Raw genomic sequence first — 23,810 nt, 5'->3', positions numbered from 1 at the left:
GCACCGATCAAGGCCATTTGGGGAAGGTGTCATGACTGCCAACGTCGACGGAGTGCCCGGAAAATTCGCGACACTCGGGCTGACCTACGACGACGTGCTGCTGCTGCCGGGCGCATCCGAAGTGCTCCCCAACGCGGTCGACACCTCGTCCCGTATCTCCCGCAACGTCCGGGTCAACATCCCGCTCCTCTCCGCCGCCATGGACAAGGTCACCGAGTCGCGCATGGCGATCGCGATGGCCCGCCTGGGCGGCGTCGGTGTGCTGCACCGCAACCTGTCCGTCGAGGACCAGGTCAACCAGGTCGACCTGGTCAAGCGGTCGGAGTCCGGGATGGTCACCGACCCGATCACGGTGCACCCGGACGCCACGCTCGCCGAGGCCGACGCGCTGTGCGCCAAGTTCCGCATCAGCGGTGTCCCGGTCACCGACCCGGCCGGCAAGCTCCTCGGCATCGTCACCAACCGTGACATGGCCTTCGAGACCGACCGCACCCGTCAGGTCCGCGAGGTCATGACGCCGATGCCGCTGGTCACCGGCAAGGTCGGCATCTCCGGCACGGACGCCATGGAGCTGCTGCGCCGCCACAAGATCGAGAAGCTGCCGCTGGTGGACGACAACGGCGTCCTCAAGGGCCTGATCACCGTCAAGGACTTCGTCAAGGCCGAGAAGTACCCGAACGCCGCCAAGGACGCCGAGGGCCGGCTGCTCGTCGGGGCCGCCGTGGGCGCCAGCCCCGAGGCGCTGGAGCGCGCCCAGGCCCTCGCCGCGGCCGGTGTGGACTTCCTGGTCGTCGACACCTCGCACGGCCACAACAGCAACGCCCTCAGCTGGATGGCGAAGATCAAGTCCAGCGTGAACGTCGACGTGATCGGCGGCAACGTCGCCACCCGCGACGGCGCCCAGGCGCTCATCGACGCCGGTGTCGACGGGATCAAGGTGGGCGTCGGCCCGGGGTCCATCTGCACCACCCGCGTCGTCGCCGGCATCGGTGTCCCGCAGGTCACCGCCATCTACGAGGCCTCCCTCGCGGCCCGTCCGGCGGGCATCCCGCTGATCGGCGACGGCGGCCTGCAGTACTCCGGCGACATCGGCAAGGCGCTCGCCGCCGGCGCCGACACGGTGATGCTGGGCAGCCTCCTCGCGGGCTGCGAGGAGTCGCCGGGCGAGCTGCTGTTCATCAACGGCAAGCAGTTCAAGTCGTACCGCGGCATGGGTTCGCTGGGCGCCATGCAGTCGCGCGGGCAGGGCAGGTCGTACTCGAAGGACCGCTACTTCCAGGCGGAGGTCGCCTCCGACGACAAGCTCGTCCCCGAGGGCGTCGAGGGCCAGGTGCCCTACCGCGGCCCGCTGTCCAACGTGCTGCACCAGCTCGTCGGCGGTCTGCGCCAGACCATGGGCTACGTGGGCGCCGCCACCATCGAGGAGATGGAGTCCAAGGGCCGGTTCGTGCGGATCACCTCCGCCGGTCTCAAGGAGAGCCACCCGCACGACATCCAGATGACGGTCGAGGCGCCGAACTACAGCACCAAGCGCTGACACGGGATTCCACGGGAGGGCGGCCGGGGTGTCCCGGGCCGCCCTCCTCGTACGTCGGGGCGGCGCCGGCGGACCCGTCAGGGATACTGGAAGGCGCTGAACGCAACAGGGAAAGGCCACAGACGTGACTGAGATCGAGATCGGGCGCGGCAAGCGCGGCCGCCGGGCGTACGCCTTCGACGACATCGCCGTCGTCCCCAGCCGCCGTACGCGGGACCCGAAGGAGGTCTCGATCGCCTGGCAGATCGACGCCTACCGCTTCGAGCTGCCGTTCCTGGCCGCCCCCATGGACTCGGTCGTCTCCCCGGCCACCGCGATCCGCATCGGCGAGCTCGGCGGCCTCGGCGTGCTGAACCTCGAAGGCCTGTGGACGCGGTACGAGGACCCGCAGCCGCTGCTGGACGAGATCGCCGAGCTGCCCGTCGAGGCCGCCACCCGCCGCCTCCAGGAGATCTACGCCGCTCCGATCAAGGAGGAGCTGATCGGGCAGCGCATCAAGGAGGTGCGCGACTCGGGCGTGGTCACCGCCGCCGCGCTCTCCCCGCAGCGCACGGCGCAGTTCTCCAAGGCCGTGGTGGACGCGGGCGTGGACATCTTCGTCATCCGCGGCACCACGGTGTCGGCGGAGCACGTCTCCTCCTCGCACGAGCCGCTGAACCTGAAGCAGTTCATCTACGAGCTCGACGTCCCGGTGATCGTCGGCGGCTGCGCCACCTACACGGCCGCCCTGCACCTGATGCGCACCGGCGCGGCGGGCGTCCTGGTCGGCTTCGGCGGCGGCGCCGCGCACACCACGCGCAACGTGCTGGGCATCCAGGTCCCGATGGCCACGGCCGTCGCGGACGTGGCCGCCGCCCGGCGGGACTACATGGACGAGTCCGGCGGCCGGTACGTGCACGTGATCGCGGACGGCGGTGTCGGCTGGTCCGGCGACCTGCCCAAGGCGATCGCCTGCGGCGCCGACGCGGTGATGATGGGCTCCCCGCTCGCGCGCGCGACGGATGGTCCGGGCAAGGGCAACCACTGGGGCATGGAGGCGGTCAACGAGGAGCTGCCGCGCGGCAAGAAGGTCGACCTGGGCACGGTCGGCACGCTGGAGGAGATCCTCACCGGCCCCTCCCACACCCCGGACGGCTCCATGAACCTCTTCGGCGCCCTGCGCCGCGCCATGGCCACGACCGGCTACAGCGAGCTGAAGGAGTTCCAGCGCGTCGAGGTGACGGTGGCGGACGCGCAGCACAAGCGGTGACGTGACGCTGCGCCCGGCTTGAGCGGGAGGGCCTGGACCACGAGGGTGGTCCGGGCCCTTTTGCGTGGCCCAGGGGGCCAAGTGGCCTGGTGAGGGCGTGAGTTGAGGGGGTGGGGGCGCGCGGTTGCGTTCGGAATGAATGCGGGCGGAATGACAGCAACGAGGCGATAGCGTCCGTGTCCGGCGCCCCGGTCTCTGGGGCGCCCCCTTCCGAGGACACGGCTCCGGACCCCGGCCCTCGGGGCCCGGCCCGATTCCGACGGACCGACTGACGGCCGGAGCGCGCCGCGCGGCGGGCGCCCCCGTTACAGCCTGTACGCCACCCCTGTGGGTGTTGCCCCCCGCGTGTCCAGCAGGAGCTGGGCCTTCACCGACAGGCCCTGGAGGTCGTACGTGCGGTGCTGCTGGAGCAGGATCGTGAGGTCGGCGTCGGCCGCCGCCTCGTAGAGGGAGTCCGCGCGCGGGACCGGGCGGTCCAGGACCTGCCAGGACGGGACGTGCGGGTCGTGGTAGCTGACCTGCGCGCCCAGTTCCATCAGGCGGATCGCGATCTCCTGGGCCGGGGTGGCCTGCTGGTCGGCGAGGTCGGCCTTGTAGGTGACGCCGAGGAGCAGCACGCGCGCGCCGCGGGCCGACTTGCCGTGCTCGTTGAGGAGGGCGGCGGCGCGCTGCACGACGTAGCGGGGCATCTGGTTGTTGACCTGCTGGGCCAGTTCCACCATGCGCAGGGTGCGTACGGCGTGTCCGGCGAGGTCCTGGGGCACCGCGTGGCCGCCGACGCCGGGACCGGGGCGGAACGCCTGGAAGCCGAAGGGCTTGGTCTCGGCGCAGCGGATGACGTCCCACAGGTCGACGCCGAGGTCGTGGCAGAGCACGGCCATCTCGTTGACCAGGGCGATGTTGACGTGGCGGAAGTTGGTTTCCAGGAGCTGGACCGTCTCGGCCTCGCGGGGGCCACGCGCGCGTACCACCTTGTCGGTGAGGCGGCCGTAGAAGGCGGCGGCCGACTCGGTGCACGCGGGCGTGAGGCCGCCGATGACCTTGGGTGTGTTGCCGGGGGTGAAGTCGCGGTTGCCGGGGTCGACCCGGCTGGGGGAGTAGGCGAGGTGGAAGTCGCGCCCGGCCCGCAGCCCGGAGCCCTCTTCGAGGAGCCTGCGCAGGAAGTCCTCGGTGGTGCCGGGCGGCACCGGGGACTCCAGGATCACCGTGGTGTGCGGGCGCATGCGGCCGGCGAGGGTGCGGGCGGCGGCCTCCACCTGGCCGAGGTCGAGCCCGCCGTCCGGGCCGCGCGGCGTGGGCGCGCAGATGACGGCGGTGCGGACCCGGCCCAGCTCGGCGGGGCCGGCGGCGGTGCGGAAGCCGCCCGCGAGCATCCTGCGCAGCTCGGCGGGGCTGAGCGAGCCGGACTCGGGACCGGTCCGGTAGCCGAGGGTGGGGATGCCGGCGGCGACGGCGGCCTGGGCCAGGGGCAGGCCGTACGGGCCGAGTCCGATGACGGCGAGATCTGCGGGCATGGCGTGGGCCGTCCTTCCCAGTAACCGAAGCGGGACAGGTGCGCAAGCCCTGTGGACTGGACGAGCGAGCGCAATGTCAGACTAGGAGTAAATATGACCGATATGCGGGATTGGTCGGCCGAGTCTCGCCGGATGTTTCCGTGAGCGTTGTCCACAGGGCGGGGCTGAGTGGTGGCTGAAGTTGGGCAAGCCGGTCAGAATTTGGGCATGGGGGGTAGGAACCGGGCTTCGCCCGACGGGTGCGGCCTACGCGACTGACGAGCGGGAGGCAGCGGTGAGGACAGCGACACTGGGACCGGCGCAGCGCGCCGAGTCACTCGCGGCCATGGCCGAGCGCGAGCTGGACGTGCTGGTCGTGGGCGCAGGTGTGGTGGGCGCGGGCACCGCCCTCGACGCCGTGACGCGCGGCCTGTCCACGGGACTGGTCGAGGCACGCGACTGGGCGTCGGGCACCTCCAGCCGGTCCAGCAAGCTCATCCACGGAGGCCTGCGCTATCTGGAGATGCTCGACTTCGCGCTCGTACGGGAAGCGCTGAAGGAGCGCGGCCTGCTGCTGGAGCGGCTCGCCCCGCACCTGGTGAAACCGGTGCCGTTCCTCTACCCGCTGGAGCACCGGGGCTGGGAGCGGCTGTACGCCGGGTCGGGCGTCGCGCTCTACGACGCCATGTCGATGGCCCGCGGACACGGGCGGGGCCTGCCCGTGCACCGGCACCTGAGCCGCCGTCACGCCCTGCGCGTCGCCCCCTGCTTGAAGAAGGACTCGCTGGTCGGCGCGCTGCAGTACTACGACGCCCAGATGGACGACGCCCGCTATGTGACGACGCTGGTGCGCACGGCCGCGGCGTACGGCGCGAAGACCGCCAACCGCGCGCGCGTGACCGGGTTCCTGCGCGAGGGCGGGCGGGTCGTCGGCGCGCGCGTGCAGGACGTGGAGGCGGGCGGCGAGTACGAGATCCGCGCCAAGCAGATCGTCAACGCCACGGGCGTGTGGACCGACGACACGCAGGCGATGGTCGGGGAGCGCGGCCAGTTCCACGTCCGCGCCTCCAAGGGCATCCACCTGGTCGTGCCCCGGGACCGCATCAGCTCCTCCACCGGGCTGATCCTGCGCACCGAGAAGTCCGTCCTGTTCGTCATCCCCTGGGGCCGGCACTGGATCATCGGCACCACCGACACCGACTGGGACCTCGACAAGGCCCACCCGGCCGCGTCCAGCGCGGACATCGACTACCTGCTGGAGCACGTGAACTCGGTCCTCGCGGTGCCGCTCACGCGGGACGACGTCCAGGGCGTGTACGCGGGCCTGCGGCCCCTGCTCGCCGGTGAGTCCGACGCCACCAGCAAGCTGTCCCGCGAGCACACCGTGGCGCATCCCGCGCCGGGGCTGGTCGTCGTCGCGGGCGGCAAGTACACGACGTACCGGGTGATGGCCAAGGACGCCGTCGACGAGGCCGTGCACGGGCTCGACATGCGCGTCGCCGAATGCGTCACCGAGGACATCCCGCTGCTCGGCGCCGAGGGATACCTGGCGCTGTGGAACGCGCGAGCGCGGATCGCGGCGCGCACCGGACTCCATGTGGTGCGCGTGGAACACCTGCTGAACCGGTACGGATCGCTCACCGAGGAACTGCTCGACCTCATCGCCGAGGACCCCTCCCTGGGCGAGCAGCTGCCGGCGGCCGACGACTACCTGCGCGCCGAGATCGTCTACGCCGCCTCGCACGAGGGCGCCCGGCACCTGGACGACGTGCTGACCCGGCGCACGCGGATCTCGATCGAGACCTTCGACCGGGGCACCCGCACCGCCCGCGAGGCCGCGGAGCTGATGGCGCCGGTGCTGGGCTGGGACACGGACCAGATCGAGCGCGAGGTCCGGCACTACGAGAAGCGGGTGGAGGCCGAGCGGGAGTCCCAGCGCCAGCCGGACGACCTGACGGCGGACGCGGCACGGCTGGGGGCGCCGGACATCGTGCCGTTGTGAGGCGGGGTGCGGCCGGTGTGGCCGGTGGCACGGGGCAGTCGGTGTCCGTGCGGACGGGGCCTGGCGGCGCGCCGGTGTCGGCGCGCCGTCGCTCGACGTCACCCGATCGAGTGGCGATAACCGGGATCTTCGTTCGGAACCCGCTCGTTCCACTGATGGCGAGGGCAGAACTCGGCGGCGAGCAGGCGGAGTTCGAGGCCGGGATCTGCGATCGCCGTCGTGTTCACCCGGAAGGTGAGGACATGACGCCCGTCGACGGTGGCCGCGGTGCGCACGTAGCTGCCGGTGATGCGCCCGTTGTGCCCCCACACCGTGACGCCGCACGGCAGTTTCACGGGGAACAGACCCATGCCGTACGAGCCGTGTGCGGCACGGGTGTCGAGCATCTCGCGCAGCCGGCGCGGGGGCAGCAGGTCGCCGCGCAGGAGGGCCGAGTAGAAGCGGTCCAGGTCGGCGAGCGTCGTCACCATCTCGCCCGCGGCACCCGCCACCCGCGGGTCGAGATCGGTGACGTCGGTCCCGTCCGAGGCGTAGGCACGGCCGTGCGGGGCGGGCAGTGAGGTGCGCGAGCCGGGAAAGGAGGTGCCGGTCAGACCCAGCGGAGCGATGAGACGGTGTTCGGCCTCGGCGGCGTACGAGCGGCCGGTGACCTGCTCGATGACGAGACCGAGCAGGACGTAGTTGGTGTTCGAGTACGAGTAGCGGCCGGGGGAGGCCGGGGGGTGGGTGAGTGCGATGCGCAGGGCCTGACGGGGTGTGACAGGGGCGCCGCCGCTGGTGTCCGCGGTGAAGTCGTACAGGCCGCTGGTGTGGTTGAGCAGGGCGCGCAGGGTCAGCGCGCGGCCGTCGTTCCCCGCTCCGCGCACCAGGCCCGGCAGGTGCCGCTCCACCGTGTCCGACAGCGACAACCGGTGTTCGGCGGCGAGTTGGAGGACCACGGTCGCGACGAAGGTCTTCGTGATGCTGCCGGCGCGGAAGTGGTCGGCGCGCGAGAGGCCCGGTCCGGCATGGGCGTAGCGGGTGCCGCTTCCCGACACGGCGAGCAGGGCGGCGGCGGGCGCTCCACCCCGCGTCACCAGCAGCGGAAGGATCGTCTCCGCGGACGGCACGGTGAGCGCCGACGTGCCGGACGGGGCCAGGGCCAGCAGCAGTACGGCCACGGGGAGAGCCAGTAACGTCCGAAGCGGCTGCATCCCGGTCCTCCCTTGTCGCGGCCCATGATGCAGGCGGCGCGACGGGGGGTCCCATCCGGCCCCCGACCGCACGGGCCCCGGCTGCCGGCGGGGGCACCCTGGGCGCCCGGCACTTGCCGGGTGAGAGACAATGAAGTCTCTGTCAGGGCGGGTTGCATGAGGGGACGCATGTCGGAGGCGGAGCGGGCGGGGACATCCCGTCAGGACAAGAGCGCACGTCTCCTCGCCGGGCGGTACCGGCTGGGAGATGTGCTCGGCCGCGGCGGCATGGGGACGGTGTGGCGTGCCGAGGACGAGACGCTGGGGCGGACGGTCGCCGTCAAGGAGCTGCGGTTCCCGTCGAACATCGACGAGGAGGAGAAGCGGCGCCTGATCACCCGGACGCTGCGCGAGGCCAAGGCGATCGCGCGGATCCGCAACAACAGCGCCGTCACGGTCTACGACGTCGTCCAGGAGGACGACCGGCCGTGGATCGTGATGGAGCTGGTCGAGGGCAAGTCGCTCGCCGAGGTCATCCGGGAGGACGGCCTGCTGGAGCCCAGGCGCGCCGCCGAGGTGGGCCTCGCCGTCCTGGACGTGCTGCGGTCCGCGCACCGCGAGGGCATCCTGCACCGCGACGTGAAGCCGTCGAACGTGCTGATCGCCGAGGACGGCCGGGTCGTGCTCACCGACTTCGGCATCGCGCAGGTCGAGGGCGATCCGTCCATCACCTCGACCGGCATGCTCGTCGGCGCGCCGTCCTACATCTCCCCGGAGCGTGCCCGCGGGCACAAGCCGGGCCCGGCGGCCGACCTGTGGTCGCTCGGCGGGCTGCTGTACGCGGCGGTGGAAGGCACGCCGCCGTACGACAAGGGGTCCGCGATCGCGACACTCACGGCGGTGATGACCGAGCCGCTGGAGGAGCCGAAGAACGCGGGGCCGCTGAGGGACGTCATCTACGGCCTGCTCAACAAGGACCCGGCCAAGCGGCTCGACGACGCGGGCGCGCGGGCGATGCTCACCGCGGTCATCAACGGGTCGGTGAAGGGGCCCGAGCTGGACGCGACCAAGGTCGTGCCGTTGCCGGCGCAGCCCGACAGGCGTGCGGGGAGCGGGGGTTCGGCTGGGTCCGGAGGCAGGCGCGGGGAGGATGCCGCCGAGCGGCTGCGCGGTGCGCTGCGGTCGGTGCGCAGGGCCGCCGGTGCGGGTGCGGTCGCCGGGGCGGCCTCGACGGGCGGCAAGCCCGGCGGCGCCGGGAGCGGTTCGCCGGCGGAGGCCGGGAGCGGGTCCGCCGGTGTGGCGGCCGATGCGTCGGCGGTGGGTGCCGGTGCGTCCGCGGGTGGGGTCAACGCGGCCTCGGCCGGGCGCAGTTCGGGGTGGCCCGTGATGCCGCCGCCGGATCTGCCGGCCAGGTCCGCGCCGAAGGCGTCGCTCACCGATGTCGTGCCGCGGCGGACGCTGGTCGTCATCGCGGTGGTCGTGGTGCTCGCCGTGCTGGGCGTCGTACTGGCGCTGACCCTCGGCGACGGCGGCGGTGCCTCCTCCGACGGGGCGAAGGGCGGCGGCAAGCCGGTCGCCGGCGCGGCGAAGAGCGGGGACACCAGGCAGGACCCGGAGGGCGGTGCCCGGGCGGACGGGGACGCGAAGGAGTCCGCGGGCAGCGGTTCGGCGGACGGTGCGACGGGTTCCAACTCGCCGACCGCCGAGGCCAGCAGGTCGGCCGGGGCGGGCGGCTCGTCCGGCGGTGCCGCGCCGGTGGTCTCGACGCACAAGGGCCGTCAGGGGTACTCGATCGGGCTGCCGGAGGGCTGGAAGTACCAGTCCACCGGTTCGGCCGGGGACCGGTTCACCGGACCACGCGGGCAGAAGCTGCTCGTCGCCTGGACGTCCACGCCGAAGGGCGACCCGGTCGCCGACTGGCGCAACCAGGAGCGGTACATGGTCCGTGCCCAGTACCAGAAGATCCGCATAGCGAAGGTGGACTACCGCGGCTGGAACACGGCCGACTGGGAGTTCACCTACGTGGAGAGCGGCACGAAGTACCGGACGGTCGACCGGGGTTTCGTCGTCGACGACCGACTCGGACACGCCCTGATGTACACGGCGAAAGCCTCGGACTGGGGCAGCGACCTGCGCAAGGACACCTGGCGGACGCTGACGAGGACGTTCGAACCGAAGTCCTGAGGTGAACGGCCCCGGATTCGGGGCGTGAGATCCGGCAACCCCTCTTTGCGGGTTGCCTCCGGCACGTATCGTGAATGGCTGCGGACCGTGCGCATCCAGAACGGGACGCGGTGCGAACGGATTTGACCGACCGAAACGGACGACCGGAACGGACCGACCGGGCTGCCGGGGGAGGCAACGTGGACGACTACGCGGGTCGGGTGCTCGCCGACCGCTACCGCCTTCCGTTGCCGCCGTCCGACGAGTACGAGCTGACCGAGTCCCGGGCCTTCGACACCTACAGCGGGCAGGAGGTCCTGGTCAGACAGGTGCCGTTGCCGGAGGTCGTCGAGGCCGAGGTGCTCGACGCCGAAGGGCTGCCCGACGGATTCACGGCACGGGACGGCGGGGCCCGGCGGCTCGCCGGACAGCACGGGCCGCGGCGGCCCGCCGACCCGGTCGTGCGGCGCGCCGTGGAGGCGGCGCAGGCAGCGGCCCGCATCCCCGACCATCCGCGGCTCGACCAGGTCTTCGACGTGTTCGCCGAGGGCGGTTCGCTGTGGATCGTCAGCGAGCTGGTGGCCGCGCGGCCCCTGGCGGCGCTGCTCGCCGAGAAGCCGCTGACGCCGTACCGGGCGGCCGAGATCGCCTCCGACGTCCTGATGGCGCTGCGGGTGCTGCACGGCCACGGCTGGGTGCACCGCAACCTCACCGCGCGCACGGTGCTGGTCTGCGACGACGGCCGCGTGATGCTGACCGGTCTGGCCGCCGGGGCGGCGGAGGAAGCGCTGTGCGGCTACGACCCGGTGCCGCACGATCCGGACGACGAGGCCGGGGGCGTAGGTGCGGCAGGCGCCGCCGAGCCTCCGGGACCCGCGGGAACGGCGGCCGGGGCCGTCGATCCCGAGGCCGAGCGGCGGGCCGCCATCGAGGCGCGGTCGGCGCGCGGGTTGCCGGCCGCCGGGGTGGAGGCGGCCGGCGCGGGACCGGCCGGGCTCTCGCGCGGGCCCGTCGACCCGACCGCCGACATCCGGGCGGCGCGGGCCGGGGCGATCGCGGCCTACCGCGCGGGGGCGCGGGCGGCTGCCCGCGTCCAGGAGGGGCAGAACGGCCGGACGGCCCTGCCCGGCACCCGCCCGGCCCCCGACACCGCGCCCCCGGAAGGAATCCGGCCGGCCCTGGACGGCCCCGTGCCCCCCGGTGCCTCCGCGCCGTACCTGCCGCCGGAGCAGGGCGCCGCAGTCCCCGCGCGGTCCGTGCCCCCCGCGGCCGAGGCCGGTGCGCCGGCCCGCTGGGACGATCTGGTCGCCGCCGGACCCGCGCCGCGGCGTGGGCCCGCCACCGCGCTGGCCGCCGAGCGGGCGAGGCAGGCGCGGATGGCCGTGGTCGGGCCGGTGACCGAGCGGTGGGCGCCCGAGCAGGCCGGTCCCGTGCACGAGAACTGGCAGCTGGCCGCGCCCATCGGCCCCGCGACCGACCTGTGGGCGCTCGGCGCGCTGCTGTTCCGTGCCGTGCAGGGGCACGCGCCCTACCCGGAGGAGTCGACGGCCGAGCTGGTGCAGATGGTGTGCGCCGAGCCGCCCGCGTTCGCGGAGGAGTGCGGCCCGCTCCGGCCGGTCGTGGAGTCGCTGCTGCGGCAGGACCCGACCGAGCGGATCGACTTCGAGGAACTGGGCGGCTGGCTGCGGTCGTTGGTGCGTTCGGCGCCCGAGCCGGAGGCCGGGGTGCACGTCGTCGCGGCGCCGCCCGCCGACACCGGCCGGCTGCCGATCGTCCGGCGGCGCGGCGAGCTGGTGCGCAGACGGCGCGCCGGGCTGCCCGCGCACCACGGGCGGCACAAGCGGGCCAGACAGGAGCAGCGGTCGCCGCGCCACCTGGGCCGCGTGCTGCTGGTGCTGATCCTGCTCGCGGTCGCCGCGGCGATCGCGTACGCCATGGTGTTCATGCCGAAGGCCGGCACGGCGGGCGGGGACGGTGCCGACCGCACGGGCGCCGCCGGACAGGCCGACCGGCCGCCCGCGCAGTCCCCGGACGCCAGCAGCGGGCCGCAGCCAGGCGAGACGTCGGCGGGGCCGGACGACGGCCCGTCGGACGGGGCGGCCGAGACGCAGACCACCGACGGCCCCGACGTCGCCGACGGCTTCACCCTGCGCAAGGACCCGGAGGGCTTCCGCGTCGCCGTCGCCGAGGGCTGGAAGCGCACCGCTGTCGGCAGCCGCGGCCAAGTGGTCTACGCGCAGGGCTCCTTCGAGCTCATCGTCGTGCCGGGCCGGGACGGCGCGGACGCGTACGGCAGCGACCCGATGACGTACCAGCGGGAGCACGAGAGGGAGTTGCAGCCGTTCCGGGACTCCAGCTGGGCCACGTCGACCGGGCTGAAGACCATCGAGGTCGGCGGGCGGTCCATGGCGGAGGGGCAGTTCACCTGGACCGGGGACGACGGGCGCGAGCTGTTCGTGCGCAACCTGGCGATGCTGGTCGACGGGCGCTACCACGTGGTGCAGGTGCGCGGCCCCGAGGCCGAGCGGGACGAGGTGACGCGGCTGTTTGAGCAGGCGTCGGCGACGTACCAGGTCACGGGCTGAGCGCACGCCGTTCGCCACGCCGAGCGACAACCGTCACAGTGCGGTCACCTTGGTGTCGCGCCGGTTCCCAGGGCGCGGGCCCGTCCCTACGCTGACCCTGTCAAAAGCATTGCGGGGAAACGTGAATCAGATGCAGGGCCTGCTCCTCGCGGGCCGCTACCGACTCGGCGACTCCATCGGCAGCGGTGGCATGGGCCGGGTGTGGCGCGCCCACGACGAGGTGCTGAACCGGTCCGTCGCCGTCAAGGAACTGACCGCCGCCCTCTACGTGTCCGAGAGCGACCAGGGCATCCTGCTGGCCCGCACCAGGGCCGAGGCGCGGGCCGCCGCGCGCATCAACCACTCGGCCGTCGTCACCGTCCACGACGTGCTCGAACACGACGGCCGGCCCTGGATCGTGATGGAGCTGGTCGAGGGCCGCTCGCTGGCCGACGCCGTCACGCAGGAGGGCCGCCTGGAGCCGCGCGAGGCGGCCCGCATCGGCCTGTGGGTGCTGCGTGCCCTGCGCGCCGCGCACACCGCCGGTGTCCTGCACCGCGACGTGAAGCCCGGCAACGTTCTCCTCGGGCACGACGGGCGGGTCCTGCTCACCGACTTCGGCATCGCCCAGATCGAGGGCGACACCACGATCACGCGGACCGGCGAGGTGGTCGGCTCGGTCGACTACCTGGCGCCCGAGCGGGTGCGCGGCCACGACCCCGGTTCCGCCTCCGACCTGTGGGCGCTCGGCGCGACGCTCTACACGGCGGTGGAGGGCAGGTCGCCGTTCCGCCGCACCTCACCGCTGAGCACCATGCAGGCGGTCGTGGACGAGGAGCCGGCCGAGACGCGGTACGCGGGCCCGCTCCAGCCCGTCATCACGGCTCTGCTGCGCAAGGAGCCGGCCACTCGCCCCGACGCGTCGGCCACCGAGCAGATGCTCGTCGAGGCGGCGGAGGGACGGCGCCCGAACGGGGCGGAGGCGTACGTGCCGACGCAGTACGGCGGTCCCGGCGCGGCACCGGCGACCGGGGCGCCGTACGGGCCGTCGTACCCGTCGGGAAGCGGTGCCGCGTACGGCGCGACGGCCGGCGGGGTGTACGGCGGGACGTACGGGGCGGCAGGCGGCGCGGGGTACGGGGCCGCGACCGGACCCACCCGGGTCGGACCGCCCGCGACGGGGCACGGGCACACCGGCCGTACCGCGGCGGGGCGGCGCCGGCTGCGCACCGTGGCCCTGGTCGTCGTCCTCGCCGCCCTCTTCGGCGGCGGCACCGCCGTGGTGCTCCAGCAGTGGGACGAGGGCCGCACGACGGGCAACGGGACGACCGAATCGCCGACGCCGAGCCCCAGCGCCTCGACGTCGCCGCGCCCGGAGGGCGGCGTGCCCGCCTCGTGGGTCCGCCGGGACGACCCGGCCGGATTCAGCCTCTACCTGCCCAAGGGCTGGAAACGCCAGGTCTTCGACACGGCGGGCGGGATCAGGCAGATCGACTACACCCCGGACGGCGGCGAGCACTTCCTGCGCATCGCCGTGGACGCCTCGCCGGACTTCGCCGACCCGCACGCCCACCAGCTCGACCTGGAACAGCAGTTGCAGCGGCTCGTCGACTACCGGCGCGTGACCCTCAGGGAGAACGTCTACCGCGACCGGCCCGGCTCCCTGTGGGAGTACACCTGGACCGCGCAGGCCAAGGACACGCCGTTCCCGGGGCCGCGGCGCGCGATCGAGGAGACGTACGTCGCCCGGGACGGCACCGAGTACGCGCTCTACATGTCGGCGCCCGCCGCCGACTGGCCGACGGCCCGCAGACAGTTCACGTCGGTGCTCCAGGGATGGCGGCCCGGAACGTCCTGAGAGACGCCGGAACGGCCGGTTCGGCGGCGTCGGTTGTCGGCCACCTGCGGTTCGGCACCCGGAGGGTGTGCGTCCGGTGGGGCATGATGGGCTCATGGGGACCGAGGGGGCCGGCGCCCGGATCGTCGCGGGACGGTACCGGCTTGAGGCGAAGCTCGGGCGTGGCGGCATGGGCGTGGTGTGGCGGGCCACCGACCAGTTGCTCGGCCGGCGTGTCGCCGTCAAGGAGCTCCCCTTCGACGACACGCTCACCGCGGAGGAGGCACGGCGGCAGCGCGACCGTACGCTGCGCGAGGCCCGCGCGGTCGCCCAGTTGCACCATCCGCACATCGTCGTCGTGCACGACGTCGTCGAGGACGACGAACGCCCGTACATCGTCATGGAGCTGATCGACGGCGCCACGCTCGCCGACCGTGTCGCCGCGCGCGGCCCGGTCGACGCCGCCGAGGCCGCGCGGATCGGCATCGCCCTGCTGAGCGCGTTGCGCACCGCGCACGAGGCCGGTGTGCTGCACCGGGACCTCAAACCGGCGAACGTCCTGCTGGAGGACGGCACCGACCGGGTCGTCCTTTCCGACTTCGGCATCGCCCAGGTCCCGGGCGCCAGCACGCTCACCGAGAGCGGCTCCTTCGTCGGCTCGCCCGAGTACACGCCGCCGGAGCGGATCGCCGGGGTCAGGACCGGGCCCGCGTCCGATCTGTGGTCGCTGGGTGTGTTGCTGTGCGCGGCCCTGAGCGGTGAATCGCCGTTCCACCGCGACTCGCTGGGCGGTGTGCTGCACGCCGTGGTGTCGGGCGAGATCAGCCCGCCCGAGCAGGCCGCGCCGATCCTGCCCGTGGTGCGGGGACTGCTGGAGCGCGATCCGGAACGGCGGCTGGGCGCGGCGCAGGCCGAGTGGATGCTGCGGGCGTTCCGGGAGACCGGCCGGATGCCCGCGGTCCCGGCCGACGGCACGCCCACCCGGGTGCCGAGCGGGACGGGGAAGCGGCGGCGTCACAGACGGAGCGTGCTGGTGGCCGCGCTGCTGGTCGCCGCGACGGCCGGGGCGGGCCTGTCCGCGGCGGCGCTGCTGATACACCGGGACGGCGACGGGGGCGGCGCGCCGACCAGCCCGGCGCCGGGCCCGGCCACCCGCACCGCCACGCCGACCCCGACGGCCACTCCGACGGCCACTCCGACGGCCACGGTGACGGTGACGCGCACGGCACCCCCGACGACCAGCGGCAGCGCGGCGTCCCCGGCCGCCGCGGGCGATCCGGCCTCCCCGGCCGCCGAGACCGGCCCGGACGCCCCGGCGTCCCCCGTCACCACCGCCCCGGCGTCCCCGGTCACCGACGCCGGGTCCTGACGACGGCCCTGACGCGGCCCGCTTCGGCCGTACGCGCATAAACGGGAGATAAGCCCCACCCCGCGTCACGACTCCGTGACCACCCGCCGCCGCAGGTGGATACGCGGGCGCCCGGCGCGATATGGATGGAGCCATGAGCAACAACGGGGGAGCCCACTACGGGTCCGACGAGCCCACGAGTTTCGGTCTGCAACCGCCGAACCCGCAGGCGGCGGTGCCGCACCCGAACAACCCGTACGCGGCGCACACCCAGGTCGTCCCGCCCCGCCCGCAGCCCGCGCCCGACCCGGGCACCGGGCGGCTCATCGGCGGTCGCTACCGGGTGCTCGCGAAGCTCGGGCACGGCGGCATGGGTACCGTGTGGCGGGCCAAGGACGAGACCGTGGACCGTGAGGTCGCCGTCAAGGAGCCGCGCGTCCCGGACCACCTTCCGGAACGTGAACGCGCCAACGTCTTCGAGCGGATGCGCCGCGAGGCCCGGGCCGCCGCGCGGCTCGACCACCCGGCCGTGGTCAACGTGCACGACGTGGCCGTGGTCGAGGGCCGGCCGTGGATCGTGATGGAGCTGGTGCAGGGCCGCTCGCTGGGCGACGCCCTCCAGGAGGGCACGCTGAGCGCCCGCGAGGCCGCCCGGATCGGCCTGGAGGTCCTCGGGGCGCTGGAGGCGGCGCACGCGGCGGGCATCCTGCACCGGGACGTGAAGCCGGACAACGTGATGCTCGGCCGCCACGACCGGGTCGTCCTGACCGACTTCGGCATCGCCCAGATCGAGGGCGAGACGAACCTGACGGACACCGGCGGCTTCGTCGGCTCCCCCGAGTACATCGCGCCCGAGCGGGTGCTGGGCCAGCGCCCGGGCCCCGCCTCGGACCTGTGGTCGCTCGGCGTCGTGCTGTACGCGGCGACGGAGGGCGTTTCCCCGTTCCGCCGCAGCAACACGCCGGCCACGCTCCAGTCGGTCCTCAACGCCACACCCGCGGCGCCCGCCGCCGCACAGGGCCCGCTCGCCGAGGCCATCACCGGCCTGCTGCAGAAGGACCCCGCCCGCCGTCCCGGCGCGGCCCGGGTGCGGGCCCTGCTGGAAGCGGCGGCGAACCCGCCCGCCCCGGCGCCCACCCAGTTCGTGACGGTCGCCGGCCACGGCGGCGCGGACGGCCCCGGCATCCGCGTCGGCCGCAGGACGCTGATCGGCCTCGGTGCCGCGGTCGTCGCCGCGGCGGTGGCGGCGTACCTGGTGGTCGCGGACCCGTTCGCGGGGCCCCTCCCGGACGAGTGGAAGACCAAGGAGGAGAGGGCCCTCGGCGCGAGCCTGGCCGTGCCCGCCCACTATCTGCGGCGCGTGCCCGAGCAGTCGAGCGACGGCCGCTGGGTCCGCTACTCCGACCCGAGCGGCAGCCTCTGGATCGGCCTGGCCCTGGACAAGAAGTCCGAGGACACCGCCGGCAACATCGCGGAGTCGGCCGCCGCCGAGATGTACGAGGACGAGGCCACGTTCAAGGACAGGGGCGAGTACGAGCTCGACATGCCCGAGGACCCGGAGACGGTGACGCAGGAAACCACGTACCAGGGGAAGAAGGCCGCTCAAAGCACGGTCAAGTACGAGACGGACGACAGTGACAACCCCCTGCCCCGCGAGCTGAAGATCTTCTACTACAAGGACTCCGGCGGGAACATGTACAAGCTGACCATCAGCTACCCGGGCAAGGGCGACTTCACCGAGCGGGGCCGCGAGGTGGCGAAGACGTCCATCGCGAACCTGGACATCCACAAGCTCTGACCCGTCCGGGCGGCACGCCCGCGCGTCGACAAGCGGGTGCCCCGCGCGGTACTGATGGGGCATGAGCAACGACGGGGACGGGACGGGCGTCGAGGGACGGCTGGTGGCCGGGCGTTACCGGCTGGCCGAGCGGATCGGCTCCGGCGGTCTGGGCACCGTGTGGCGGGCCCGTGACGAGCTCGTCGGCCGTGAAGTCGCCGTCAAGGAGCCCCGGTTGCCCGGCGACCCGGAGGAGGAGACCCACCGGCGCGCCGCCCACCGGCTGTACCGCGAGGCCCGCGCCGCCGCCCGGGTCGACCACCCCGCCGCCGTCACCATCCACGACGTGGTCGTGGAGGACGGCGACGGCCCGGACGGACTCCCGTGGATCGTCATGGAGTTGGTCCCGGGCGAGTCCCTGCGCGAGGTGCTGCGCCGCGGCCCGGTCGACGCCCCCGAGGCCGCCCGCATTGGCCTCGCCGTCCTCGGCGCCCTGCGTGCCGGGCACGCCGTCGGCATCGTCCACCGGGATGTGAAACCGGCCAATGTGCTGCTCGGACCGCAGCGCCGCGTCGTCCTCACCGACTTCGGCGTCGCGCCCGTGCACGGCGAGGACTCCGCCGCATCCGCCGCAGGCGCAGGGGAGTTCGCCGGGTCGCTGGAGTACGTCGCGCCCGAGTGCATGTCCGACCGGACCGCGGGCCCGGCCTCCGACCTGTGGTCCCTCGGCGCCCTGCTGTACGCCGCGGTCGAGGGCTCGTCCCCGTTCCGCCGTACGTCACCGGAGGCCACGCTCGCCGCGATCCTCGCCTGTGACCCGCCCGAGCCGGAAAACGCCGGGCCGCTCGGGCCGTTGATAGCCCGGCTGCTGGTGAGGGAGCCCGAGCGGCGGCCCGACGCGGACGAGGTCGGCAAGGTCCTGGAAACGGTGGCCGGACCGGAGGCGGGCGACGATGTCGAGCCGACGGAACCTCATGAGCCGGTTGCGACGGAGGCTTTCGAGGAGGCCGCGCGGGCCGATGGCGGCAGCCCGCCCGCGCCCGCGCCCGCCCCCGTCTCCCGTCGCCGTCGCCTGTTCCGCACCACGCCCTTCGCCCTGCTCGGCGGCCTGTTACTCCTGGCCGGCCTGTGGTCCGCCACCCTCGTCGGCGGCCCCGGCAGCGGAACCGCCGCCGAGCGGACGCCGGCCGGTCCCGCCACCGGCGGGGCCACCTGGACCGCGCACCGGGCCGAGGGCATGGACGCCACCCTCTCCCTGCCGAGCCCCTACCACGCGGCCGGCACCGACGGCAGCGCCACGGAACAGCCCCGTGTCGCGCGCTACCACGACGAGCGCGGCGGCGCCGTGCGGGTCCGCCTCTCCCAGTGGGACCGCGCGCCCCGCACCCCGCTGGAGCAGGCCCGCGAGGCGCACCGCGCCCGGGACGGCCACGACGGCGACGCGCGGACCCGGTACACCCGCACCAGCGTCCGGGGCCACGAGGCCGTCATCGCCGACACGACCTGCGGCCCGGACACCCGCCCCCGGCGCATCATGCAGGCGGTCGTCCGCACCGGCGACGGCCGCCTGTACGAACTGCGCGTCGACATGCCCAGGGGCACCGAGGAGGAGAAGGAGGGCGCGGCGGTGTTCCGGGGCGCCCGCGACCGTATCCGGTTCGGAAGCCACTGATTTCCGACCGCACAACACCCTGATCAGGGCATTTGTTGCCAGCGATCACTGGCGCCGTGTGAGCGGTCCGTGAATCCCTGTTACCGACGGGTACACAAACCGGTCGGTCCGGCATACTCTGCCGCCCATGACGGACGCGCAGGCCCTCGAAGAGACCGGCACCACGAACCCCCTCGCCCCCGCCCCGGCGGGCGCCAGGACCGCCGCGGACGTGGTCACGCCCGAGCTGGTCGCCCAGCTCGTCAAGGGCGTGGCCGGGTCCGGCAGTACCGCCAACCACACGCCGTTCACCGGGGAGAAGCTGGCCGACCTGCCCGAGTCGACCCCCGAGGACGTGGCGAAGGCCTTCGAGGCCGCCCGCGCCGCACAGGCGGTCTGGGAGCGGGTGCCCGTGCGCCGGCGCGCCGCCGTCCTGCTGCGCTTCCACGACCTGCTGCTGGAGCGCCAGGCCGAGGTCCTCGACCTGATCCAGCTGGAGACCGGCAAGGCCCGCCTGCACGCCCACGAGGAGGTCCAGGCCGTCGCGGTCGCCGCCCGGCACTACGGCCGCAAGGCCCCCGCGTACCTGCGCCCCAAGCGGCACACCGGCGCCGTACCGACCCTCACCAAGGTCACCGAACTGCGCCACCCGCGCGGCGTCGTCGGCCAGATCGCCCCCTGGAACTACCCGCTGGAGCTGTCCGTCGGCGACGCGCTCCCGGCGTTCGTCGCGGGCAACGCGGTCGTGATGAAGCCCGACACCGAGACCTGCCTGACCGCCCTGTGGGCCCGTGACCTGCTCGTCGAGGCCGGGCTGCCCGCCGAGGTGTTCCAGGTCGTCCTCGGCGACGGCCCGGTCGTGGGCCCCGAAGTCGTCGCGCACGCCGACTACGTCTCCTTCACCGGCTCCACCCGCACCGGACGCGAGGTCGCCGAGCGCGCCGCCGCCCGCCTGGTCGGCGTCTCCCTCGAACTCGGCGGCAAGAACGCCATGCTGGTGCTGGCCGACGCCGACATCGAGAAGGCCGCGGCCGGTGCCGTGCGCGCCTGCTTCTCCTCCGCCGGGCAGCTGTGCATCTCCATCGAGCGGCTGCTGGTCCACGAGTCGGTCGCCGACGCCTTCCTGGAGCGCTTCGCCGCCCGCACGAAGGCCATGCGGCTCGGCAACTCCCTCTCCTACGGCGCCGACATGGGCTCCCTCGTCGGCGAACGCCAGCTGGAGACCGTCAAGCGGCACGTCGAGGACGCCGTCGCGCGGGGCGCGAAGATCGTCGCCGGCGGCGTCGCCCGCCCGGACATCGGCCCGTACTTCTTCGAGCCCACCATCCTCGACGGCGTCGAGCCGTCCATGTCCGTGTGCGCGGAGGAGACCTTCGGCCCGGTCGTGTCCGTCTACCGCTTCACCGACGAGGACGAGGCGGTCGAACGCGCCAACGCCACGCCGTACGGGCTCAACTCCTCGGTGTGGACGAAGGACGCCCGGCGCGGCAGGGCGGTCGCCGCCCGGCTGCGCACCGGCACCGTCAACATCAACGAGGGCTACGCGCCCGCCTACGGCAGCGTCCAGTCGCCGATGGGCGGCATGAAGGACTCCGGTCTCGGCCGCCGGCACGGCTCGGAGGGCATCCTCAAGTTCACCGAGGCCCAGACCGTCGCCCACCAGCGGCTGCTGCCGATGGCCCCGTCGCTCGGCATGGACGACGAGAAGTACGCGGCGTTCATGAGCGCCAGCCTGCGTCTGATGAAGGCGTTCCGTTTCCGCTAGACCCCGGCCTTTCGTGTCGTTTCGGCCACTTCGGGCGGTTCTCAACGAGGAGAGCACGTGTCACAGGAGATGTATGACTACGACGTCGTCGTCGTGGGCTCCGGCTTCGGCGGTTCCGTCACCGCCCTGCGCCTGACGGAGAAGGGCTACCGGGTGGGGGTGCTGGAGGCGGGCCGCCGCTTCTCCCGCGAGACACTCCCGAGGAACTCCTGGGACCTGAAGAACTACCTGTGGGCCCCCAGGCTCGGCATGTACGGCATCCAGCGCATCCATCTGCTGGGCAACGTCATGGTCCTGGCGGGCGCCGGTGTCGGCGGCGGCTCGCTCAACTACGCCAACACCCTCTACGTACCGCCGAAGCCCTTCTTCGAGGACCCGCAGTGGCGGGACATCACCGACTGGGAGGAGGAGCTGCGGCCGTACTACGACCAGGCGCGGCGCATGCTCGGCGTGCGGCTCAACCCGACCATGACGCCGTCCGACGTGCATCTGAAGGCGGCGGCCGAGCGGATGGGCTGCGGCGACACCTTCCACATGGCGCCGGTCGGCGTGTTCTTCGGCGACGGCGAGGACGCCGGGAAGACCGTGCGCGCGAAGCCCGGCGAGGAGGTGCCCGACCCGTACTTCGGCGGCGCGGGACCGTCCCGCCGCGCCTGCAACGAGTGCGGCGAGTGCATGACCGGCTGCCGGCACGGCGCGAAGAACACCCTGAACGAGAACTACCTGTACCTCGCCGAGAAGGCGGGCGCGGTCGTCCACCCCATGACGACGGTGGTGTCGGTCACGGACGACTCGCGCGGCGGGTACGCCGTCGCCACGCTCCCCACCGGCGAGCGGCGCAAGGGCAAGGGCCGCACGTTCACGGCCCGGCAGGTCGTGCTGGCCGCCGGCACCTACGGCACGCAGACCCTGCTGCACCGCATGAAGGCCGGCGGCCAACTGCAGCACCTGTCGGACCGGCTGGGCGACCTGACCCGCACCAACTCCGAGGCCCTGGTGGGCGCGCAGACCGACGACCGGCGCTACCGCAGGGCGACGGGCGCGCCGAAGGCCGACTTCACCCAGGGCGTCGCCATCACCTCGTCCATCCACCCCGACGCCAACACCCACATCGAGCCGGTCCGCTACGGCAAGGGCTCCAACTCGATGGGAAGCCTGTCGATCCTCCAGGTGCCCTACGCGCACAGCGGCAAGGGCTCGGCCCGGGTCCTCGGCTGGCTGGCGAACGCGGCCAGGCACCCGCTGCTGGTCCTGCGCTCCCTGTCCAACCGCCGCTGGTCGGAGCGCACCATCATCGGCCTGGTGATGCAGTCGCTGGACAACTCCCTGACGACGTACCTGAAGCCGAAGGGCGTCGGCAAGGGCCTGCTCACGGCCCGGCAGGGGCACGGCTCGCCCAACCCGAAGCAGATCAGGGCGGCGACGGAGAGCGCTTCGGCGCTGGCGGCCGAGATCAACGGCTTCGCGGGCTCCAACGTCGGCGAGCTGATGGGCACCCCGCTCACCGCCCACTTCCTGGGCGGCTGCCCCATCGGCGCGTCCCGCGAGACCGGCGTCATCGACCCCTACCACCGCCTGTGGGGCCACCCGGGCATCTCGGTCGTCGACGGCGCGGCCGTCTCGGCGAACCTCGGTGTGAACCCGTCCCTGACGATCACGGCACAGGCCGAGCGGGCCATGTCGTACTGGCCGAACAAGGGCGAGACGGACCCGCGTCCCGCGCAGGGAGCGGCGTACGAACGTCTGAAGCCGGTGGAGCCCAAGAGCCCGGCGGTCCCGTCCACGGCGTTCGGCGCGCTGCGCCTGCCGTTCGTGGGGATACCCGTGGTGCCGCCGAAGAAGGAGCCGGTGGCGCCGCCGAAGCAGTAGGGCTCATGGCAGAAGGGCCCCAAGGCAGAAGGGCCCCAAGGCAGAAGGGCCCCAAGAACAGAAGAAGGGACCTGCGCCCCCCTCCGAGCGCAGGTCCCTTCTTCTGTTCCGTGCTACGCGTTACGCGACGGCACCGGTCTTGCGGCGGCGCACGACGAAGATCGCGCCGGCACCGGCGACGACCGCGGCACCGCCGACGAGGCTGATCACGGGCAGCGCGGAGCTGGAGCCGGTCTCGGCGAGGCTGCCGGTGACCTCCGGAGTGTTGCCGCTGGGCTTCTTGTCGGTGACGGGCGCCTTGCCGCCTTCCTGCGGCTCGGTGCCGTCCGTGTCCGTACCGGCGGCCACGATCTGGAAGCGGTACGCGACGTCACCGAAGCCGATGCACTCGTTGTCGGCGTCGCCGTAGATGGTCGCGCCGAGCGTGAAGCCCGCACCGACCGGGGCGCTCGCCTTGACGTTCAGGCGCATCGGGATGTTGACGACGTAGTCGGGCTCCAGGACGTCGGTGTAGCCGACGTAACCGACCGCGTAGCCGTCCTCGTCCAGGTCGACCCACGTCTTGTTGTCCGGGTCCCAGGCCTGGAGCTGGACCTGCTTGCTGCGGAACAGGTCGACGCCGTCCCGGTCGGCGGAGGCGCCGGCGAAGAAGTCCAGGTCCTCCAGGGTGGAGTCCGAGGAGTTGAGCACGTCCAGCGAGAACTTGTGCCAGCCGCTGCCCGCGGAGATCTTGCCCGGCAGGCCCGTGATGCTGACGTCGACCTGGGAGTCCTCACAGATGGAGGGCTCCGGGTCGGGGGACTCCGACTCGGACGTCGACGGAGCCGGCGAGGAGACACTGGCCGACGGGGCGGCGGACGTGCTCGCCGACGCGGAGGCGCTGGCCGACGCGCTCGTGGAGGTGTCGGTCTCCGGCTCCTTGGTCTTGTCCTCGTCCGTGCCGGTCGACTCGGAGGTGGTCGGCGCGGGGGTGGACGAGGTGTCGTCGCCGGCCGTCTCCGAGGCGGAGACCGAGGCGCTCGGCGTGGTGTTCTCGTCGTCGGTCGCGTACGCGGACGGTGCCGCGAGGAGCGCCACAGGGGCGATCACTGCGGTCGCAGCCGCTGCTGCCATGGCGCGGCGAAGCTTCATGAAGACCTCGGGAAGTCGGCGTGCTGCGACGTCACAGCACAACATTCGGGGAGGCCTCCGCGTGTGGAGCGCGTGGCCCTTGATTCACGAGGTTTGATCAGCGAAGCCTGTGAATGGTTGTGCCCGCGTTCACAGAATTCTTATGTGAGCCGGGTCACGTGCCCCGCGGACCCGTGACGGACGCGGCCCGCGCACGCGAAGGGCCCCGCGGGACGTCGGCCGCGGGGCCCTTCCTCCGTCGGCACCGGCGTC

General features: G+C 73.2%; 13 protein-coding genes and 1 pseudogene. 11 read left to right on the top strand and 3 right to left on the bottom strand.

What is annotated here, in order from left to right; all coding sequences use genetic code 11:
• Positions 1–31 precede the first annotated feature (31 nt).
• Entirely contained in the window at positions 32–1,537 is a 1,506-nt protein-coding gene (gene guaB / locus QC282_RS09740) for an IMP dehydrogenase (RefSeq protein ID WP_279548861.1), read from the top strand.
• A 124-nt stretch (positions 1,538–1,661) separates the two neighbouring features.
• Entirely contained in the window at positions 1,662–2,786 is a 1,125-nt protein-coding gene (locus QC282_RS09735; protein WP_279548860.1) for a GuaB3 family IMP dehydrogenase-related protein, read from the top strand.
• Positions 2,787–3,091: 305 nt separating this feature from the next.
• On the opposite strand, the gene QC282_RS09730 is transcribed toward QC282_RS09735, so the two are convergent.
• A complete protein-coding gene (locus QC282_RS09730) occupies positions 3,092–4,300 on the bottom strand; it encodes a nucleotide sugar dehydrogenase (protein ID WP_279548859.1) in 1,209 nt (402 codons plus the stop codon).
• A gap of 274 nt (positions 4,301–4,574) precedes the next feature.
• On the opposite strand from QC282_RS09730, the gene QC282_RS09725 reads away from it, so the two are divergent.
• Positions 4,575–6,281 carry a glycerol-3-phosphate dehydrogenase/oxidase gene (locus QC282_RS09725; protein ID WP_279548858.1) on the top strand — a complete coding sequence of 569 codons (1,707 nt, stop codon included), beginning with the start codon at positions 4,575–4,577 and terminating at the stop codon, positions 6,279–6,281.
• Between the two features lie 98 nt (positions 6,282–6,379).
• Here the strand turns inward: QC282_RS09725 and QC282_RS09720 are convergent, their stop codons facing one another.
• Positions 6,380–7,474: a serine hydrolase gene (locus tag QC282_RS09720; protein WP_279548857.1), complete on the bottom strand. Its 1,095-nt coding sequence runs from the start codon at positions 7,472–7,474 to the stop codon at positions 6,380–6,382.
• 168 nt (positions 7,475–7,642) lie between these two features.
• Between QC282_RS09720 and QC282_RS09715 the strand changes: the two genes are divergently transcribed.
• From QC282_RS09715 to QC282_RS09680, 8 genes and pseudogenes are all read left to right on the top strand, one after another.
• The gene (locus tag QC282_RS09715) at positions 7,643–9,637 is read left to right on the top strand and encodes a serine/threonine-protein kinase (RefSeq protein ID WP_279548973.1); all 1,995 of its coding nucleotides are present in this window, start codon (positions 7,643–7,645) and stop codon (positions 9,635–9,637) included.
• A 179-nt stretch (positions 9,638–9,816) separates the two neighbouring features.
• The gene (locus tag QC282_RS09710) at positions 9,817–12,201 is read left to right on the top strand and encodes a protein kinase (protein WP_279548856.1); all 2,385 of its coding nucleotides are present in this window, start codon (positions 9,817–9,819) and stop codon (positions 12,199–12,201) included.
• Between the two features lie 130 nt (positions 12,202–12,331).
• Entirely contained in the window at positions 12,332–14,038 is a 1,707-nt protein-coding gene (locus QC282_RS09705; protein ID WP_279548972.1) for a serine/threonine-protein kinase, read from the top strand.
• Positions 14,039–14,132: 94 nt separating this feature from the next.
• Positions 14,133–15,206 (top strand): annotated as a pseudogene (locus QC282_RS09700) (serine/threonine-protein kinase); the annotation flags it as partial.
• 313 nt (positions 15,207–15,519) lie between these two features.
• Complete coding sequence (locus QC282_RS09695) at positions 15,520–17,163, top strand: serine/threonine-protein kinase (RefSeq protein ID WP_279548855.1); 1,644 nt, start codon at positions 15,520–15,522, stop codon at positions 17,161–17,163.
• A gap of 61 nt (positions 17,164–17,224) precedes the next feature.
• Positions 17,225–18,814, top strand: a complete 1,590-nt coding sequence (locus tag QC282_RS09690; RefSeq protein ID WP_279548854.1) for a serine/threonine-protein kinase — start codon at positions 17,225–17,227, stop codon at positions 18,812–18,814.
• Positions 18,815–18,941: 127 nt separating this feature from the next.
• Positions 18,942–20,558, top strand: coding sequence for a succinic semialdehyde dehydrogenase (locus QC282_RS09685; protein WP_279548853.1), 1,617 nt, complete (start codon positions 18,942–18,944; stop codon positions 20,556–20,558).
• A gap of 57 nt (positions 20,559–20,615) precedes the next feature.
• Entirely contained in the window at positions 20,616–22,427 is a 1,812-nt protein-coding gene (locus QC282_RS09680) for a GMC family oxidoreductase (RefSeq protein ID WP_279548852.1), read from the top strand.
• Between the two features lie 120 nt (positions 22,428–22,547).
• Here QC282_RS09680 and QC282_RS09675 read toward each other — a convergent pair whose 3' ends face one another.
• Positions 22,548–23,540: an LAETG motif-containing sortase-dependent surface protein gene (locus tag QC282_RS09675; protein WP_279548851.1), complete on the bottom strand. Its 993-nt coding sequence runs from the start codon at positions 23,538–23,540 to the stop codon at positions 22,548–22,550.
• Positions 23,541–23,810 lie beyond the last annotated feature (270 nt).

The sequence above is a fragment of the Streptomyces sp. DH24 genome (genome assembly GCF_029813775.1).
Lineage (GTDB): Bacteria > Actinomycetota > Actinomycetes > Streptomycetales > Streptomycetaceae > Streptomyces.
This window is presented reverse-complemented; position numbering and strand designations above follow the sequence as displayed.

Coding starts and splice junctions, on each gene's coding strand:
- QC282_RS09675 (WP_279548851.1), bottom strand. CDS start 23,540: ATGGCAGCAGCGGCTGCGACCGCAGTGATCGCCCCTGTGGCGCTCCTC.
- QC282_RS09685 (WP_279548853.1), top strand. CDS start 18,942: ATGACGGACGCGCAGGCCCTCGAAGAGACCGGCACCACGAACCCCCTC.
- QC282_RS09715 (WP_279548973.1), top strand. CDS start 7,643: ATGTCGGAGGCGGAGCGGGCGGGGACATCCCGTCAGGACAAGAGCGCA.
- guaB (WP_279548861.1), top strand. CDS start 32: ATGACTGCCAACGTCGACGGAGTGCCCGGAAAATTCGCGACACTCGGG.
- QC282_RS09730 (WP_279548859.1), bottom strand. CDS start 4,300: ATGCCCGCAGATCTCGCCGTCATCGGACTCGGCCCGTACGGCCTGCCC.
- QC282_RS09695 (WP_279548855.1), top strand. CDS start 15,520: ATGAGCAACAACGGGGGAGCCCACTACGGGTCCGACGAGCCCACGAGT.
- QC282_RS09705 (WP_279548972.1), top strand. CDS start 12,332: ATGCAGGGCCTGCTCCTCGCGGGCCGCTACCGACTCGGCGACTCCATC.
- QC282_RS09720 (WP_279548857.1), bottom strand. CDS start 7,474: ATGCAGCCGCTTCGGACGTTACTGGCTCTCCCCGTGGCCGTACTGCTG.
- QC282_RS09690 (WP_279548854.1), top strand. CDS start 17,225: ATGAGCAACGACGGGGACGGGACGGGCGTCGAGGGACGGCTGGTGGCC.